The sequence below is a fragment of the Nesterenkonia haasae genome, assembly GCF_010119385.1.
Lineage (GTDB): Bacteria > Actinomycetota > Actinomycetes > Actinomycetales > Micrococcaceae > Nesterenkonia > Nesterenkonia haasae.
The window spans coordinates 10,631-28,326 of sequence record NZ_VFIE01000019.1; the positions used below are offsets into that span (position 1 = coordinate 10,631).

Below are 17,696 nucleotides of genomic sequence, written 5' to 3' on the forward strand. Positions count from 1 at the left end.
TAATCGCCGCATGGTTCGTCATGTTGCTGGCGGCTGTGGCTGCCTTCGCAGGATTCGGCGGACAGCTCACGGATCAGATCACTGTTCCGGACCTGGAGACCACTCGGGTCGCTGATCGGCTGGCTGAGGAGCTACCGGACCTCTCCGGGGGGTCGGCGAACACGGTATTCCGTACCACTGACGGTGAGCCATTCACTGACGAACAGATCGCCGCAATAGAGGACTTGCTCGGTGACATCGAAGAGCACCAGACCGTGAACTCCACAGGCAGTCCGTTTGAACTGGAGACCGAGCTCTCCGAGGGACGCGAAGAGCTGGAAGAGGCCAGGGAGCAGCTGGAAGAGCTTCCTGAGGACTTCAGTGTGGAAGACGCACGCCAGGACATTGACGAGGGTCGAGCAGAGTTGGATCAGGCCCGTGAGGAACTCGACGCGGGGTGGGAAGAGCTAGAGGCAGGCCTAGAAGCCGGCGGACTAAGCGCGGATCAGCTCTCCCAAACACGCCAGGAGATCGAAAACGGACTGGCGGCGCTGGATGCTGCGGATGCAGAAATTGACGCTCAAGTCGATGAAGCACTGGCAGGTGGCTACTGGCCCGCAGTAGAGCAGGAACTCAATAATGCTCGCGCAGAGGTAGTGGCAGAACGCGAACAGCTGCAGACTGCCCTGACGCAGGTGGAGCAGGCTGAGCAGGGCGTTGCTGAGCTCGAAGCTGCCGAAGCTGAACTCGACGAGGGGCGTGCGGAGCTCGACTCGGCTGAGGAAGAACTGTCAGAGCTGGAGGACAGCCTCGACGGTGACGACCCTGCCCAGGCAGTCGAACGTGGCGAGCGCGCCCTCGACCTCGCGGCCGGGGCCAGCACCGTGTCTGAGGATGAGAGCACTGCGATCGGCATGATCACATTCGAGATTCCCCTTGAGCAGGTTGGCACTGAGGACCTTGAGGAAATCGCCGGAGAGCTTCTCGCTGCGGACATCGAAGGGGTGGAGGTCCTCCCTTCAGGTGACCTCAATGTTGAGCTGCCGCATCTGTTCTCCGTAGCAGAAGCTATCGGACTGATGATCGCCGCAGCTGTGCTCATCATCATGCTGGGAACCCTTGTAGGCGCTGGGTTACCGCTTCTGAACGCGGTCGTTGGAGTGGGCATTGGCGTGGCCGGAGCAATGTCGCTCTCGGCAGTCGTTGAAATGATGTCCATCACTCCGATCCTTGGACTGATGCTCGGTCTTGCCGTGGGTATCGACTACACGCTGTTCATCATTCACCGTCACCGTCGCCAGCTTAAGGACGGCATCCCGCTCAGGGAGTCCATTGCCATGGCCAACGGAACCGCAGGCAACGCAGTAGTCTTCGCCGGAGCGACCGTAGTCATCGCTCTGCTGGCCCTCAACGTATCGGGGCTTCCTTTCCTTGCGCTGATGGGGACCGTGGCTGCTGTCTGCGTGACGATCGCGGTGCTGATTGCTGTGACAATGACTCCAGCCCTGCTGAGCCTGGTGGGGACCCGGATCCTGCGACGCCGCGAGCGCCGCTATGTGGGCATGCAGCAGCTGAAACCCATCACCACCCCTATGCACACGGGTAAGGCGATCCTTATTGCCGCTGGCGCGCTGGTGCTGCTCGCGGTGATGGCGGTGCCTACTCTCTCCATCCGTTTGGGGCTGCCAGATGCCAGCACAGAAGCAGAGGATTCCACCAGCTACCAGGCCTACATGGCGACTGAGGAGGCCTTCGGCCAGGGCATGAACGGCCCTTTGATTGCTGTGGCCGATTTTCCCACTGGTCTCTCCTCTGAGGAGGCCGAGGATCTCCAACTCGACGTTGCGGAAGAGCTGATGGATCATCAGCGCATTGGCACTGCCGTGCCGGCCGGCATGAATGATGACAACACCATCGCGGCATATCAGGTCATTCCAGAAGAGGGCCCCGCTTCTGAGTCAGTAGAGGAACTGGTGCATGAGTTCCGTGATGGAACGGTGCTGAGTGGGGACCTCGCGGAGCAGACCGAGCTGTCTGTGGCCGGGCTGACCGCAGCCAACATTGACGTCTCGGACCATATCGCAGATGCCATGCCGCTCTACCTGGGGCTAGTAGTGGGATTGTCCCTCGTCTTGATGGTCATGGTGTTCCGGTCGTTGCTGTTGCCCATCATCGCCACCTTGGGATTCATCGGCTCAGTATCCGCTGCCATGGGGACGGTGGTGGCTGTCTTCCAATGGGGATGGTTCTCCGACATCTTCGGGATTTCCAATCCCGGCCCGATCCTCACGTTCCTGCCAGTGATCATGATCGGCATCCTGTTCGGCTTGGCCATGGACTATCAGCTATTCACCGCATCGGGAATGCGGGAGGCCTATGTCCATGGGGCTGCTCCACGGCTGGCTGTGCGACAAGGTCTGCATGCTGGACGATCCGTGGTCATCGCCGCCGCCCTGATCATGTCGAGCGTGTTTGCAGGGTTCATATTTACCCCTGACCCCATGGTCGCCTCGATCGGTATGGGTCTCGCCGTCGGTGTACTGCTCGATGCCTTCGTGGTTCGCCTGCTTTTGGTGCCGGCCTTGCTGCACCTGTGCGGCCCCGCCTCATGGTGGCTGCCGAAGTGGCTGGATGCCATCCTGCCGGATGTAGACGTCGAAGGCGCCAAGCTGGAGCGCACTCTGAAACCAGAAGCAGCTGCCGCTGAGCCAGCGACAGCTCCAGAGCTGTCCAGGGTCTAGGAGCCGGTGCGGCACCGCCGGCCAGTTGCCGCGCAGTGCTAGGCGTCGTCGGCCTGAGACTCAGCGTAGTCAGCCAACTTTTGAGATTGGGCTGCGGCTAGCTCAGCGAATTCAGTCTCACTGAGGCCGACTGCGGAGATCATCACCAGGTTGTCGCCAAAGTCTATGGTCATAGAGTGTCGCACAGCAGCTGGGGAGTCGATGGGCGCGCCATCGCGGTGGATGACCATGGAGACCCCGTCCGTGCTGAGTTCTGCACTGTCCTCAAGAGTGAACGGCTCGATCTCCACTTCATCGGTGCCGGACTGCAACTGCACGCCCGTGCAGTGTTCGTGGACGTAATTCCATACGCTGGATGTGTCCACCTCCCGGTCATAACTGAGCATCCATGCGTAGACCTGGGGGCGATACTCCTCGTCTGTCCCCTCCTCCGGCGGCAGGGTGTACGCCTGAGCCAAGCCGCTCTGCGGGTCCTCTCCGACGAGGTCAACGTTGATCCGATCCATGGCCGTGGCGCATTCGGTTTCATCGAAGATCTCCGTGTAGTGGGTGTATTCCACTGCAATGTTCTCCTGGAAGTAGGAGAGGCCTTCATGCGTGGCGTGCACCTCCGGGGAGACCCCCAGGTCCGCGGAGCTCAGTAAGACTTCGAGCTTCTCCTCGTCGGTCAGAGCGCCAGGCTCCTCCACTTCAGCGGCCCCCTCAGCAGGGGCTTCTTCAGTCCCTTCGGTGGTCTGCTCAGAGCCTTCTGGCGCTGCAGTCCCGGTGTCGGAAGGCTCGGTTTCTTGCGTGACGGTATTTGCTGAATCGGGCTGTGAACCCCCGCATCCGCACAGCACTCCCAGTGCGGTAACTGCCACAACGGATAGGCATACCCGGGAGCTGTTCCAGGTGTGGGACCTCCGATAGGGCAAATGCACGCGACCTAGGATAGTTGAAATTTTCAGAACAAGGCAGTGGGTTGACACTCATTGGAGTGCGGAGGTAAGCCGGAACACATTGTCCAGGTAGCGGGTCCGCCACGGCCTAGAGGCCCATTCTTCCAGCTCAAGCTCGTGCGAGATGCTGCGGTACTGCTCGAATATGTCGTTCAGCTCAGCGACTTTTTCGTCATCAACGAGCATCATTGTGACTTCCAGATTCAAGGAGAAGGAACGCATGTCCATATTTGAGGAGCCCAGGACTGCCACGTCATAGTCCACGATCATGAACTTGGAGTGCAGCACATACGGCTCGGGGTAACGGAAGATTCGCACGCCTGCTTCCAACAGTGCCTGATAATAGGACTGCTGGGCGTGTTGCACGGTGAACTGGTCAGCTTTACGAGTCACCAGCACTACGACGTCCACGTCACGGTGCGCCGCGTTGGTGACGGCGTAGAGCAGCGAATCGTCCGGAACCAAGTATGGCGTGCAAATGATCAGCCGGTGAGTTGCCTGGTAGATAAGATCATTGAACAGCCGCAGGTTGTTCTCTTCGGGGAAGCCGGGCCCCGAGGGAACGATTTGGACTAGCGAACCGCCACCTGCCTCCTCATCGGCCTGCAAATCTACCAGCAGCTTTTCTCCGAGGTTTTCGCCCGTTTCGGCATACCAATCGGAAGCGAAGACGATGTCCAATCCGGTGACGACCGGGCCAGTGACTTTGGCGTTGATCTCCACCCAGCGCCGGCCCATACGTTGAGCTGCCGGACGCTGATAGTGCGGTTCAATCAGGTTCGCGGAACCAGTGAAAGCCAACTGAGAGTCCACGACGACAATTTTGCGGTGATTGCGCAGATCCAACCGCGAAAATCGGCGCCGGAGCGGGCGGATGGGAAGCATGCGACGCCACTGGAAGTGCGGCCACGTTCTGCTGGCTTCCTTCAGGCGGCGGCGCAGCCTGCCATAGCCGCGAACACGCATAGTGCCTAGGTGGTCGAAGAGGAATCTGACGGTCACTCCCCGCGCGGCCGCTCTCTCCATGGCGTCGAGCACCGGCCCGGCGTACTCAGGGTCCTCCCCCACGATGTAGAACATGACGTGGACATACTCTTCGGCACTGTCGATTTCGGCGGCCAAACGAATGAAGAACTCCTGGTAGCCGGAAATCAGCGTGATGTGATTTCCCTCTTGAATGGGGAAGGCTCCCAGGTTTCGGTTCAGCGCCGCCGTCGCTCCGAGCTGTTCGTCGTAGTCGCGCAGCTGGTCCGAAAGGTCCATATGGCTGGTCGCTTCCAACAGTGCCTTATTGATGGCTCCCTGCCGCTGCCGTCTGCGGGCGGAAAGTTTGTTCCGTCCAATTAAGAGGAACAGCGGCAGCGCAATGAGTGGCATGAAGAAGATCGCTAGGAGCCATGCCATGGCGGTGTTGGGCCGGCGTTTGTCCGGAATGATGCCGATAACGGCTACTCGGATGCCGACTTCGATGACCACAACGATGATGACTATCCAGAAGGGCAATGCATCAATGCCGAGACCACTCAGCGGCCATAGCATGCTGCACCTCCGTCCAACTCCATCTTTCCAATCCTATGCTGGGTATAAGCTAAGCGTATGGCTGAACGTTTTGATGAAGAGGCCCTGCGTGCCGTGGGGGTGCGGATTGACGCCGAACACCCCGAGGGGATCATCTTTGACCCCCACCAGCCTCAACTGCGGGTGACCGATCTCAGTGCGGTGCGCGGAGACGGCATCTTTGAGACGATGCTCGCTGAACAAGGGCACGTCAGAAAGTTCTCCGCTCACCTCGAAAGACTGCAACGGTCAGCCACCATCACTGATATTGGGATCCCGCCGCAGGACGCGTGGCGAGCTGCAGTGGAACTGGGCCTGGATGAGTTCCGCAACCGCGGAGGACTACCGGACGAGGTTGCCGTTCGCATCACTGCTTCACGCGGGGTCGATGGCGAGCCGGCCAGTGATGACCCGGCATTCTCCGGCACGTATTGGGCGCTGCTGACGCCTGTCTCTGAGAAGGTGCGGACATCGCGCGGGCGCCCCATCAGCGTCACCCTCCTCGACCGCGGATACGATTCCGGTGCCTCTGAGCGCGCGCCTTGGCTCCTTTTGGGCGCAAAGACACTCAGTTATGCGGTGAATATGGCCGCACTGAGGTGGGCGGCTAAGCACGGGCACGACGACGTCATATTCACCTCTTCAGACGGCAAGGTGCTGGAAGGACCCGTCTCCTCCATTCTGCTCGGACATCGGTCCAGCGACGGGCAGGTTCATTTGAGGACACCGAGCCCGGACGCTGGCATTTTGCCCGGCACGACCCAGGCTACGATCTTTCGCGCCGCCGAGCAGGCTGGCTGGAGGACCTCCTTGGGGCCCGTCACCACTGAAGACCTCCACGACGCCCAGTTCCTGTGGCTCACTGGGTCAGTGAAGCTCGTCTCTCCCATCGGCCGGATCGATGATCACAGTGTCGCGGTTGACGAAGAGCTGACGACTGCTCTGCTGAGTTTCCTGAACGAGGCTGGCTAAACGCAGGAGGCACATCCTCAGCAGTGCTAGGATAACGCCGAACAACTGAACAATGTAACCCGTCCGACAGGGGAGCGTCCGCAGCAGAGCCGTTACCGGTTCCCAGGCGCTGAGAGTGGGCTATCGGCCCAGACCCTTGAACCTGCCCAGGCTAGAACCTGCGAAGGAAGTCGTCATGAAATCATCTGCAACTGCGCCCATCCGTCAACGCTGGACTGTCAGCGACATTGTTGTCGCGTCCACCCTGGCTGTCGCCTCGGGTGTGATCTTCTGGGGGTGGAACCTCTCCTACCACGCCGTGAGCACACTCTTCATCGCTTATCCCCCCTCGGCCTCGCTGGTGGCCGGAATGTGGTTGTTCCCTGCGGTGCTGGGTGCCCTTATTATCCGCAAGCCCGGTGCAGCCATCTACTGCGAAATGGTCGCCGCTGCAGTCTCGGCTCTGCTCGGCTCACAGTGGGGACTCGGTGTGCTGCTCTCCGGATTCGTCCAGGGCGTCGGCGCGGAACTGATTCTGCTGGCGTTCCTCTACCGGCGGTTCACGGTGGATGTGGCCGTGCTGGCGGGAGCTGCCGCGGGGCTGGCCGGAGGAATCAACGAGAACTGGATCGCCAGCTACTACCAGTACGATGCTGTCGGCACCATGACCCACATTATCGGGTTCGCCATTTCTGGGGCAGTAATAGCCGGTTTCCTGCCGTGGCTTGCCACGCGTGGACTGGCAGCGACCGGCGCGCTAGCACCTCTGCGTTCCCGCAAGGCGCACCGCGAGTCTGCATTCGGTACGCGGGTCCGTGAGGCTCCTGCTGCACCTTCTTCCGCCTGAAATGAGCACGACGACGCCTGGGCAGCCGTGGGCAACCACGGGTACTGCGGCGCCCGGTGTGCACATCACCGCTGCCAGCTTCTCCTACCACCACGCTGATCGTGAGCGGCCCGCCTTCAAGGGTGTGAATCTGGACATTGCGGCCGGTGAGAAGGTCCTCCTCGCCGGCGCCTCCGGAGCGGGCAAGTCCACGCTTCTGCACGCGATAGCAGGGGTCCTTCAGGACGACGACGCCGGTTCTTTCGGTGACCTCCGGCTCGACGGCGTGCCACCGGAGCAAGCACGCGGACGTGCCGGCCTCATGCAGCAGGACCCCGAGTCGCAAGTGGTGCTGTCCCGAATCGGTGACGATGTGGCCTTCGCCTGTGAAAACCTTGCGGTACCCCGAGCGGAGATACCTGACCGGTGCCGGCAGGCTCTGCAGGCTGTGGGGCTGGGTCATCTCCCCCTTGACCATTCCACTGCAGCTCTTTCCGGAGGCCAGAAACAGCGGCTAGCTCTGGCCGGTATCTTGGCCATGCAGCCGGGGCTTCTGCTGCTCGATGAACCGACGGCGAACCTAGACCCGGAGGGCACTGATCATGTCCGCGACTCGGTGGTGACAGCAGCACAGGCCACCGGCGCCACGCTGATCGTGGTTGAACACAGGCTCGGTACGTGGCTGAACCAGGTCGATACGCTGATCGTCCTCGAGCCTGGGGGCGGCATTCGACATCGTCTCCCAGCCAGCGCGCTTCATCACGACGAGGCTCTGCGTGCAGAATTGGTCGACGCCGGTTTGTGGGTGCCTGACCATGATGTCGTGGAGGCACTCCCCACCTGGCTCTCCCCCGGACAGCTACCCGACGACTCTGCTGATCAGGCGTTACTGACCGGAACCGAATTGGCTGTCAGTCGGCAGAGTTCTGCCCGATCTTGGCGCAAGACGCCGCCGCCGCAACCTGTGCTCAGCGGATTAGACATCACGCTCGACAGTGGGGTGGCGACAGGTATCACAGGGCGGAATGGAGCGGGAAAATCAACGCTCCTGCTGACTCTCGGCGGATTGCTGGCACCCCACGGCGGTGTCATCACGGCAAGTGCCCGCCTCAAAGGAGAACAGGGCGCACGACTGCCGAGCTCCCCCCATCACTGGCGCTCAGCAGATCTGACGTCGCGCATCGGCACCGTATTTCAAGAACCGGAACACCAGTTCGTGCGGCACACTGTCACCCAAGAGCTACGACTCTCAGCGGAACAGGCGAAAGTACCCGGAACCAAAGAATCTCTGTTCACCGACCAGGAGGTGACTGAACGCGTGGCTGCGCTCCTTGACCGGCTACGCCTGACACATCTGGCCGAAGCGAACCCTTTTACACTCTCCGGTGGAGAGAAACGCCGCCTCTCGGTGGGAACCGCTCTTGCTGCGGGTCCTGAAGTGTTGATGCTCGACGAACCGACGTTCGGCCAGGACGCGCATACCTTCGGTGAGCTCATTGGGCTGCTCAGAGAGCATCTGGACTCTGGGGGAACGGTGGTGGCTGTCACTCACGATCGGGACTTTCTGCGGGCACTGGACGCAGATGTTTTCGCGCTCACCGCTGCTGAAGCCGAGGAGCCCCCAAATGCTGATACATCAACGGCCGGGGCCACTGCCACCCCGCTACTCTCCGCTGTGCGGGACACGTCCTGGCTTGGTCGACGTGGACCCCTGGCAAAGTTGATTGCGCTGAGCTTCATCACCATTGCGCTGATATCAACTATCGACCCCGTCTCCGCGGCCGTGGTGGCGGTTGCCTGTTTCGCACTCCTGCCAGTGGCGAATATTCGTTTGGGCACATTCCTCAGACGGATATGGATCTTCGCAGCTGCTGCCGTCATGGCGGTGTGGGGCGCTGCTGTTGCCGCCGAGGAATCAGGGCGGGTGCTGCTCGATCTCGGGCTCACCACTATCTCCACAGGCTCCCTCGAGATGGGGCTCTCCCTGGGCGCCAGGGCGTTCGCGATCGTCTTGCCGAGCGTGCTCATTTTCTCAACTACTGACCCGACTGACCTGGCGGACGCCTTGGCGCAGCAGCTGAAGCTCCCGGCCCGTTTCGTCCTGGGCGCTCTGGCGGCGATGCGGCTGCTGGGCCTGATGGCTGCGCACTGGACGACTCTGGGACACGCGCGGCGAGCCCGTGGTCTGGGCACCCGATTCCTCTCTCAGGCGTTCGGGCTTCTGGTTCAAGCGATCCGGATTGCCACGCGTTTAGCGGTGACTATGGAGTCACGCGGATTCGGTGCAGGTGAACGGACTTGGTCCCGCTCTGCGTGTTTCACTCGGGCTGACGGCGTCGTAGTCCTCGGCGGGTTAGCTATCGCCGCATCGGCTACTGCCACCGCCATTTTTGCTGGAACCTGGAACCTGGTGTGGATGTAGGTGCGTCAGAGGTTGAGATCTTGGCGAGCGTTGACCAACACCGGCAGCACTTTGCGGGCGTGTTGGACGGTCTCCGCGTCGATATCCGCAACCAGCAGCTCGGGCTCTTCGCCCGCTGCAGCCAGAATCTCCCCGGTGGGAGAGACGATGAGTGAGTGTCCCACACCTGTGGGCGCGCCTTCCGGTGCCTCAACTCCGGCGGCAGCCGGCAAGCCTTGGCCGCAGGCAATCACATATTGAGTCGAGTCCAGGGCGCGAGCAATGGCAAGTGTTTTCCACTGCTCCACCTTGCCGGGGCCGGCAGCCCAAGAGGCGGGCAGGATCGTCGCGTGGGTGCCGTTGACCGCATGGGAACGGAAGAGTTCGGGGAACCGAATGTCGTAGCAGGTCGCCAGGCCGAAGAGCAGACCCCCCGTGCCGAAACGGACCTGTCGCTGGCCTGGTTCAACGGTTCGTGATTCTTGGAATCCGAATGCGTCGTAGAGGTGGAGCTTGTCGTAGCTGACGAAAACGGAGGGGCCGGCTGCCAAGAGGGTGTTCTTCACCCGCTGGCGGTTCTCGTCTTCTGCGGGGGCCCCAGGGGTAAACATGCCGACCACAACGACAACACCATGCCGTTGGCCAATTTTGTGCACCGCGCTTCCCCACGCTCCCGAGACGTCCTCGGCAATGGGAGTCAGAGAGTAGCCGAAGGCGCGCTGGGTGGCTTCGGGAAAGACCACTAATTCAGCTCCGACCTCGGCGGCCCGAGCAGTCCAGGTCTCTACCAGGCGCAGATTCTCCTGGATGTCCTCGCCTGTGACGATCTGTGCGACAGCAATTCTCATAACTCAACTCTATGGGGTCTAGGCTCTGTTCAGCGGACTCCGCTAGTGTTGGTCACATATTCCGAGTTATATGCCTATTAGGAGCGACACCATGGACAAACTGATTGAAAAGGGCCTCACTCTTGGGATCTCGTTGGGAGCCGGGTTCGTGGCTTCCAAGGTCTTCGACTTCGCGTGGGAGCAGATCACCGGCGAAGAGCCTCCCAAGAATGACGAGGTAGACGCAGTCGATATCAAACGCGCGCTGGTTTTCGGCGTGACCTCTGCGGCGGTCAGCGCTGCAGTTCAGGTGTTATCCCAGCGTGGAGCCAAAGCGAGCGTGCAGAAGATCAGCAAGTCCTACGGAGCTAAGTCCGAGGTCTGAGGCTAGAGAGCCTTTTTCCCGTCACGACCTATGAGGTAAGCCAAGCTGATACCGGAAAGCACGGCGCCTCCGAAAGCGAATGCTGAAGCGACCGCAGGGTCGCCAGTGATCGCGACGATGCCTGCCACCGCTGCCAGAATGGCAATGCCTCCAAAGGCGAGTTTCAGTATCATGTCTCTACCTTAGTCGTCTTTGACTTCCCTGCGCACCCCACGTTGTCGGGAGAGGCGATCCACCGCGGTGGCCAATTCGTCGTCGGCCAGCAGGTCCGCCCGCATGTGCTTGGTGCGGTAGCCCGCCCGGCCCACCACGTGGGCACTGACAGGTGCGGTGAGGATCATGAGGCCCCAGGCTAACAATGCGATAGCTACCCATGACCAGGAACGCCACATGATGGCTGCGGACAGGACCAGCATCAGCAGTCCCAGCACCTGAGGCTTCGTGGCGGCATGCATGCGGGAATGCAGATCGGGAAAGCGCACCAGGCCGATTCCGGCGGCCAAAGACATCAGCCCGCCGACCACCATGAATATTGCGGCAGTGCCGTCCAACACGGTGTCAAGAGTCATGGGTACCTCCTGATCCCGGCTGGGGGCCAGAACCGTCCTCAGGATCGTCAGGGGTGTTATCGGTGCGGGGTTCGCTGACGTCGTCGTGCTTATTGCGTTTGGGAACGAACCCCGAACGTGCCAAGGCTGCGAACCAGGAGGTTGATTCGTCCTCCAAGAGTGTGCCGCCGTGGGGGTATGCGCCGGATCCCCAGGCCGACCCTGGGATTTCCGGTTCTGGGGCGGGCTCACCGGTAATGGCTGTGGCCTGCTCTTCAGCGCGGCGGACCCTGTCTTCGGAGTCCGGTTGGCGGACCGCTACGTATCGGGCAATGGCCACTGCACCGAGGAACCCAATAACCGCCGTGACCACAACAAACAGGATGTAGTCCGTGGACCCGTTGTATGCCATCTCCACCAGCATCACGGATCCGACGATGATGAGGATGACGTCAACGCTGATGACCCTGTCTAGGACGGAGGGGCCCTTGTAGACGCGGTAGACCGCGCAGAGGACCCCGAGCGCAAGCAGAAACTGGGTGATCCAATACGAATAGTCCAGTAGCGTCACGGTGTGTCCTCCTCCTGTAGTTCGGCCGCCGGAGCCGCGAAGGGGGTGTCTCGCTGGGTTTTTGAGAGACCGGCTACGCGACCCAACCGAGTCTCGGCCTTCACCACTGCCAAATCCGAGCGGCTGCCTCCAGTCCGGATCAGCAGCGCCTCCGTGCGGAGTGCGTCCTGCCGTATTTTCTCCGCCGCATGATCGTCGGTGACGTTGAGCGCATGCAGATACAGAGTGGCTGTGGTGCGGTCCACGTCGAGCACGAGTGAACCGGGGACCAGGGCGAGGGCATGGCCGGTGAGGGTGATGATGAGATCGTCATGACTGCGCAGCTGGATGGCGATGATGGAGTTGCGGATTCGTGGACCCCTCACCACTGCTAACCACGAGACCTGGAAGCTTGCCAGCACCATTTTGAAGAGGAACCGCGCCAAGAACACGGCACCCCAGAACAGGTTCACTCGACCCGTACCGCGCAGCGGTGGCAAGTAGAAGACCCGCACGATGATCGTCGCGTAGACGACGCCGATGAGGAAGGTGCCGATCTCGAAACTCTGCCAGACGGCCATCCAGAACACGCCGAGGAACAGGATGAGCGGAACATCAAGCATCAGCGGGGTCTTGGGCCGTCGCATCACTGATCCCCTCCGTCGGCGGGATCGTTCTGTTCATCAACATCCACACTGGTGGAACCGCCTTCATCGGATTCCATCTCCGGTTGCAGAGAGGTACGTACGGGGGCAAACTCGGCCGCGCCGTCGTCGTCAGTGTCGAGGTCGACCACGTAACCGGTGGTGAACTCCACCAGCTCTTCGCGCACCCCATCGACGCGCTCCTCCCCCAGAACAGCCTCCAGGTATGGGGTTCGTTCGTACATATCCTGGGCTGCGGCGCGGGAGAAGTTCATCAGCGGTCCGGCGAAGACGGTGAAAGCCAGCGACATTGCGACCAAAAGGGCTGTGGGGGCGACCATTGCGCTCGGCAGCAGTCGCTTATTCGCCGCTCGAGCGTGAGCCAGCGTCTTTTGGATCAGGATGCGCTCCGGCTTCTCCACATCTTCTGCCTTGCGCCAGAATCCTCGGGCCCAGATTCGCACCACAGCCAGCAGCGTCAACAGTGAGGTCAGCACCGAGGCGAACACCAGGGTCCAGGTAATCCATGTGTTCTCCGCGATTCCGCCCTGAATTATGCCCAGTTTCCCCACGAACCCGGAGAACGGGGGGATCCCGGCCAGGTTCATGGCAGGTAGGAAGAACAGGATTGCCAGCACCGGCGAGATGCGCGCCAGACCGCCGAGCTTGTCGACGTTGGAGGTGCCTGCGCGGCGTTCGATGAGCCCAGTGACCAGGAACAGCGTGGTTTGGATGGTGATGTGGTGGGCCACGTAGTAGATGGTTGCGGCCATCCCGATGACGCTGCTCAGGGCCAACCCGAACACAAGGTAGCCGATATGGCTGATCAGCGTGAAGGAGAGCATACGTTTGATGTCAGCCTGAGCCAAGGCGCCGAGAATGCCGACAATCATGGTCAGTGCCGCCACCACCATCAACACGGTATTGATCCGCTCCCCCGGGAACAGCAGTGTCTCAGTGCGGATCATGGCGTAGATGCCCACCTTGGTGAGCAATCCGGCGAAGACTGCGGTCACTGGCGCTGGTGCGGTGGGATAGGAGTCTGGCAGCCAGAACGCCAGGGGGAACACAGCAGCTTTGATGCCGAAGGCGACCAACAGCATCACGTGCAGCATCAGTTGCGTGCCAAGATCGAGTTCCGTGAGCTTCAGTGCCAGATCAGCCAGGTTCACGGTGCCGGTCGCAGCGTACATCAGCCCGATGGTGATCAGGAACAGCATGGAGGACAGGATCGAGACCACCACGTACGTCACCCCGGCCCGGATGCGCGCTTCACCACCACCGAGGGTCAACAGAACATAGGACGCCGTCAGGAAGATTTCGAAGCCCACATAGAGGTTGAACAGGTCGCCGGCGAGGAACGCATTAGAGACCCCGGCCACCAGGATGAGATAGGTCGGGTAGAAGATCGAGACGGGCCCCGAGTCGTTTCTCTCCTCTGCTGCACCTTGTCCCACGGCGTAGAGCAGCACGGCCAGGGTGATGATCGAGGAGACCACCAGCATCAGGGCGGCAAACCGGTCAATCACCATCGAGATGCCGAACGGGGCGGGCCAGCCAGCCAGCTGAACCGCGTGGGTGCCTCCGTGCCACACCTCGGACAGTAGGACGATCTCCAGCACTACGGTGATGATGAGGGCACCGATAGTGATGGCCTTCTGGGTCGCCTGGTTGCGGTAGAACGCGAAGGCGAAGGCGGCGCCGAAGAACGGAATGAGCACCGCCAGCGGGACAAAGTCGACCACGTTGAACTGCATCAGCTTTCACCTGCCTGATGAGCTCCGCTGCCGGGCGCCGCGTCGCTGTCCGCGTCACGATTACGTTCGGCGGGATTCACTGCCCGAACAGCGCCGGTAGCGGGATCCACTGAGTCAATGAACTCTGACGTTTCGGCACCAACCTCGTCATCTTCTTCCGGGTCGTGAGCACCGATTGTGGTGGCCACCCGGCGGTCCTCCTCATCATCGGTCACTTCATCCTGTCGGGCGATCACCCAGGAGCGGTAGATGAGGGCCAGCAGTATGGCGACCATGGCGAAAGCAATGACGATCGCAGTCAAGAGCAGTGCCTGCGGCAACGGATCCAGGTAATCTTCTGCGCCTAGACCATCCCGAACAATGGGGCTCTCCCCGGACCGGCCCGCGGTCTGCAGGATTAGCAGGTTCACACCATTGGAGATCAGGATGATGCCCAGAAGGACCCGAGTCAACGAACGTTCCAACATCAGGTAGATGCCTATAGCCAGCATCGCGCCCATCACGATCAGCAGCGTGAGGTTAATGGTCATCTCGCCACCCCCAGAGAGGTCTGGGAATGAATACCGTGACCCAGGGAGGTGTCCCTACGGTTGTCCTGCTCGCTGCGCACATCGATTTCAGAGCCCAGGCTGCGCAACACATCCACAATGAGACCGATTACTACGAGGTAGACGCCGACGTCGAACAGCACAGAGGACACCAAGTGGTGCTCCCCCAGGAGAGGCAGGTGGAGATCCACAACGAAACTCTGGAAGGCCTGACCGCCGAAGATCAGCGGCATGACACCGGTGAAGCATGCCACTGCTAGGCCCCACCCCATCAGCGCTCCAGCGGAGAACGGAATGGCGGCTTCCAGCTCGTAGCGGCCCCCGGCCAAATAGCGCAGCACAAACGCAAGTCCTGCCAGCAGCCCCCCAGCGAAGCCCCCGCCCGGCGTATTATGACCAGCCAAGAGGAGGTAGATGGAGAGCAGGATGATGGCATGGAACATAAGCCGGGTGACGACTTCGAAGATGATTGACCGGTGCTCCGGTGCCAAGGTCCGGCCAGCTACGAGCCAGGCCTCGCGCGCAACGGTGGCAAAACTGCGTGCGACCTGAACCTCTTTGGCTTGTTGCGGGGAAAGCGCCTTGTCGGAGAGTACACGCCCGACTGAACCTGTCGGCACTTCGTGCAGCTCTCGGCGCTGAACATCACGGCGTTTGACGAAGATGAGGCTGGCCACTCCGGTGGCCGCGGCGGCAATCACCGTGATCTCGCCGAAGGTGTCCCAGACACGGATATCGACCAGGGTGACATTGACGATGTTTGCGCCGTGGCCGACGTCGTAGCTCATCCACGGGTACTCCACACTTATCGGTTCCGCGACCCGCCGGTCCATCGCGATCGCCGTTGCAATCATGACGATCAGACCGAATGCAGCCCCAAGCAGCGCTCTGCCTGCCCGGAACCGGGTGGGGTTCTGAGTCCAAATGCCGGCCGGTAGTGTGCGCAGCGCCAATACGAACACCACCAGGATGATCGACTCCACAAGGAGCAGAGTAAGCGCCAGGTCTGGCGCGCCTTGGAGTGCAAACTGGCCAGCGATCCCCCAACCGCACAGGCTGACCATGAGTACGGCCATGAAGCGTTTGGGTGCCCACACGGCGCCGAGCCCACCGGCAACGATCAGTGCCCCGAGGACCACTTGCATGGGACCTTCTGCCAGGATGATGTGGTCCGGGAAGGTGTGACCGGTGAAGGCCACGACCCCCGCCGGGACTCCGGTGGCTACCGCAACGATGATGAACAGATACCAGCCGAGCGAACCGCGCTGGGTCTTCGACGTCACCCAGGCGGCGAAATTGTCCAGTCCGCGGATACTGGCGCGGTAGGACCGTTCAGCGTCCAGCGCTGCCGGCAGCGAACGCAGCGCACCTTCACGACGCCCGCGCAGCCAAAATAGCCCCAAACCCAGACCCCAGGTCAGCACTGACAGCGCGAGTACCGGGGTCAGGCCGTGCCACAGAGCCAAGTAGGTCGGCTCCACCTCAGGGTCAGCCGGATCGAACATTCCGGCGAACGGCTCGATCAGAAGTTGCAGGGGCTGTGGGGCCAGAGCGAAAACAACGGTAGCCGCCGCCAGCACCGCAGGAGCTGCGAGGAAGACGGCGTCGGGTTTGCCGTGGAATGTGGTGGCCTGCATGGGTTCGCCGGCGTCAGGGTGGCCCGCAGGGTGCCGTTTGGTGGCGAAAGTGCCCCATAAAAAGCGTGCCGAGTAGGCCACGGTGAGCGCGGAGGCAATCACGATGCCGCAGAGCACCACCCACCCCCATACTCCGTTGAGCTCCGCATATCCATAGAACGACTCGAAGACCACCTCTTTGGCCACGAAGCCGAAGAGCGGCGGCAGCCCTGCCATGGAGGCAGTAGCGATGAGCGACACGATAAACAGCGGCCTCTGCGCAGCGCCGATGCCAGAGAGCCCACGCAAGTCCCGCGTACCGGTTTTGTGGTCGACGATTCCGACCACCATGAATAGTGCGGCTTTGAACAGTCCATGAGCGAGCAGCATGGCGATACCGGCGAGGGCCGCGTCCTGGGTTCCGAGGCCGTTGACCATGATGAGGAAACCCAGTTGCGAGACTGTTCCGTAGGCAAGGACTAGTTTGATGTCTGTTTGGCGCAGGGCCCGATATGCCCCGACAAGCATTGTGATCAGCCCTAGGCCGAGCACCAGGGGCAACCAGAAGGCGGTGTCGTGAAACCCTGGCGCGAAACGGGCGACGAGATAGACTCCGGCTTTCACCATGGCGGCCGCATGGAGGTAGGCCGACACTGGAGTCGGTGCTGCCATGGCGGCCGGAAGCCAGAAGTGGAATGGGACCAAGGCTGACTTAGACACAGCACCGATAAGGATGAGTACGATCGCGATGTCCACGGCTGTACCGGTCAGCTCATCTGACGCGGCCAGAATGTCAGAGAGTCTGTAGGAGCCGGCGAGCTCACCGATCCACAGCAGGCCCACCAGCATCACGAGGCCTCCGAACGTGGTCACCACGAGCGCTTGGATGGCAGATCGGCGAGCGAAGATGCGGTGCGCGGAGTACCCGATGAGCAGGAAGGACAGGACCGTGGTGAGTTCCCAGAAGATGAAGAGCATCACCAGGTCATCGGAGAGCACCAGGCCCAGCATGGATGCTGCGAAGGCGAATAACTGAGCAGCGAACGGCCCCGCACCACGCTCAGTGGCAGGGAAGTACCGGGCACAGTAGAGCATGACGGCAGCGCCAACACCTGTAATCAGCATCGACATCACCAGGCTCAGTGCGTCCATGCGGAAGGCGAGTTCCACACCTAGTTGGGGTATCCACGCGAAAACCTCAGCGGGCGGCGCGTTGGAGGCCCCGATGAGCGCGTCCTGGTCGGCGGAAATAACGTCAGGCAGGTAGAAGAAAGTCCACAGGAAGGCAGCTGTTAGGACCGCGGCCAGGACGTAGAAGGTCTTACGTCCCCACCAGGAGTAGAGGACCGGGATGAGGATGCTCACTGCGAACAGCACAGCGAGAGCGACGATCACAGATTAACCCTTCCCATCCCCCGTACCGAATTC

The 17,696-nt window shown here is 61.3% G+C and carries 15 protein-coding genes; 5 read left to right on the forward strand and 10 right to left on the reverse strand.

Annotation, left to right across the window (positions count from 1 at the left end):
- On the forward strand, positions 1-2,720 hold a 2,720-nt coding region (locus FH975_RS06675), incomplete at its 5' end, for an MMPL family transporter (RefSeq protein WP_235928550.1).
- A 38-nt stretch (positions 2,721-2,758) separates the two neighbouring features.
- Here FH975_RS06675 and FH975_RS06680 read toward each other — a convergent pair.
- Positions 2,759-3,580, reverse strand: a complete 822-nt coding sequence (locus FH975_RS06680; RefSeq protein ID WP_153078298.1) for a hypothetical protein — start codon at positions 3,578-3,580, stop codon at positions 2,759-2,761.
- A 108-nt stretch (positions 3,581-3,688) separates the two neighbouring features.
- Entirely contained in the window at positions 3,689-5,197 is a 1,509-nt protein-coding gene (gene cls, locus FH975_RS06685) for a cardiolipin synthase (RefSeq protein WP_153078297.1), read from the reverse strand.
- Positions 5,198-5,254: 57 nt separating this feature from the next.
- Here cls and FH975_RS06690 point away from each other — a divergent pair, with 57 nt between their 5' ends.
- The 3 genes from FH975_RS06690 (at position 5,255) to FH975_RS06700 (ending at position 9,414) form a co-directional block, all read left to right on the forward strand.
- Complete coding sequence (locus tag FH975_RS06690; protein ID WP_153078296.1) at positions 5,255-6,187, forward strand: aminotransferase class IV; 933 nt, start codon at positions 5,255-5,257, stop codon at positions 6,185-6,187.
- Positions 6,188-6,362: 175 nt separating this feature from the next.
- Positions 6,363-7,013: an ECF transporter S component gene (locus FH975_RS06695; protein ID WP_153078295.1), complete on the forward strand. Its 651-nt coding sequence runs from the start codon at positions 6,363-6,365 to the stop codon at positions 7,011-7,013.
- 1 nt (position 7,014) lies between these two features.
- Complete coding sequence (locus tag FH975_RS06700; RefSeq protein WP_162320657.1) at positions 7,015-9,414, forward strand: ATP-binding cassette domain-containing protein; 2,400 nt, start codon at positions 7,015-7,017, stop codon at positions 9,412-9,414.
- A gap of 5 nt (positions 9,415-9,419) precedes the next feature.
- Here FH975_RS06700 and FH975_RS06705 read toward each other — a convergent pair whose 3' ends face one another.
- Positions 9,420-10,241, reverse strand: a complete 822-nt coding sequence (locus tag FH975_RS06705) for a carbon-nitrogen hydrolase family protein (protein ID WP_162320658.1) — start codon at positions 10,239-10,241, stop codon at positions 9,420-9,422.
- Between the two features lie 91 nt (positions 10,242-10,332).
- On the opposite strand from FH975_RS06705, the gene FH975_RS06710 reads away from it, so the two are divergent.
- Positions 10,333-10,605, forward strand: a complete 273-nt coding sequence (locus FH975_RS06710) for a DUF4235 domain-containing protein (RefSeq protein ID WP_162320659.1) — start codon at positions 10,333-10,335, stop codon at positions 10,603-10,605.
- A gap of 2 nt (positions 10,606-10,607) precedes the next feature.
- Here FH975_RS06710 and FH975_RS06715 read toward each other — a convergent pair whose 3' ends face one another.
- From FH975_RS06715 to FH975_RS06745, 7 genes are read right to left on the reverse strand one after another with little or no spacing between them, the layout of a single operon-like run.
- Entirely contained in the window at positions 10,608-10,778 is a 171-nt protein-coding gene (locus FH975_RS06715; protein ID WP_153078291.1) for a hypothetical protein, read from the reverse strand.
- Between the two features lie 9 nt (positions 10,779-10,787).
- A complete protein-coding gene (gene mnhG, locus FH975_RS06720) occupies positions 10,788-11,174 on the reverse strand; it encodes a monovalent cation/H(+) antiporter subunit G (RefSeq protein WP_153078290.1) in 387 nt (128 codons plus the stop codon).
- Complete coding sequence (locus tag FH975_RS06725; RefSeq protein ID WP_153078289.1) at positions 11,164-11,724, reverse strand: monovalent cation/H+ antiporter complex subunit F; 561 nt, start codon at positions 11,722-11,724, stop codon at positions 11,164-11,166. The genes mnhG and FH975_RS06725 overlap by 11 nt, the downstream gene beginning before the upstream one ends.
- Entirely contained in the window at positions 11,721-12,350 is a 630-nt protein-coding gene (locus FH975_RS06730; RefSeq protein WP_235928551.1) for a Na+/H+ antiporter subunit E, read from the reverse strand. Before FH975_RS06730 ends, FH975_RS06725 begins: the two co-directional genes overlap by 4 nt.
- Entirely contained in the window at positions 12,350-14,104 is a 1,755-nt protein-coding gene (locus tag FH975_RS06735; RefSeq protein WP_162320660.1) for a Na+/H+ antiporter subunit D, read from the reverse strand. The genes FH975_RS06730 and FH975_RS06735 overlap by 1 nt, the downstream gene beginning before the upstream one ends.
- A complete protein-coding gene (locus tag FH975_RS06740) occupies positions 14,104-14,634 on the reverse strand; it encodes a Na(+)/H(+) antiporter subunit C (protein WP_162320661.1) in 531 nt (176 codons plus the stop codon). Before FH975_RS06740 ends, FH975_RS06735 begins: the two co-directional genes overlap by 1 nt.
- Positions 14,631-17,663 carry a Na+/H+ antiporter subunit A gene (locus FH975_RS06745; protein ID WP_153078286.1) on the reverse strand — a complete coding sequence of 1,011 codons (3,033 nt, stop codon included), beginning with the start codon at positions 17,661-17,663 and terminating at the stop codon, positions 14,631-14,633. Before FH975_RS06745 ends, FH975_RS06740 begins: the two co-directional genes overlap by 4 nt.
- Between the last annotated feature and the right edge of the window lie 33 nt (positions 17,664-17,696).

Coding starts and splice junctions, on each gene's coding strand:
- cls (WP_153078297.1), bottom strand. CDS start 5,197: ATGCTATGGCCGCTGAGTGGTCTCGGCATTGATGCATTGCCCTTCTGG.
- FH975_RS06690 (WP_153078296.1), top strand. CDS start 5,255: ATGGCTGAACGTTTTGATGAAGAGGCCCTGCGTGCCGTGGGGGTGCGG.
- FH975_RS06695 (WP_153078295.1), top strand. CDS start 6,363: ATGAAATCATCTGCAACTGCGCCCATCCGTCAACGCTGGACTGTCAGC.
- FH975_RS06700 (WP_162320657.1), top strand. CDS start 7,015: ATGAGCACGACGACGCCTGGGCAGCCGTGGGCAACCACGGGTACTGCG.
- FH975_RS06705 (WP_162320658.1), bottom strand. CDS start 10,241: ATGAGAATTGCTGTCGCACAGATCGTCACAGGCGAGGACATCCAGGAG.
- FH975_RS06710 (WP_162320659.1), top strand. CDS start 10,333: ATGGACAAACTGATTGAAAAGGGCCTCACTCTTGGGATCTCGTTGGGA.
- FH975_RS06715 (WP_153078291.1), bottom strand. CDS start 10,778: ATGATACTGAAACTCGCCTTTGGAGGCATTGCCATTCTGGCAGCGGTG.
- mnhG (WP_153078290.1), bottom strand. CDS start 11,174: ATGACTCTTGACACCGTGTTGGACGGCACTGCCGCAATATTCATGGTG.
- FH975_RS06730 (WP_235928551.1), bottom strand. CDS start 12,350: ATGCGACGGCCCAAGACCCCGCTGATGCTTGATGTTCCGCTCATCCTG.
- FH975_RS06735 (WP_162320660.1), bottom strand. CDS start 14,104: ATGCAGTTCAACGTGGTCGACTTTGTCCCGCTGGCGGTGCTCATTCCG.
- FH975_RS06740 (WP_162320661.1), bottom strand. CDS start 14,634: ATGACCATTAACCTCACGCTGCTGATCGTGATGGGCGCGATGCTGGCT.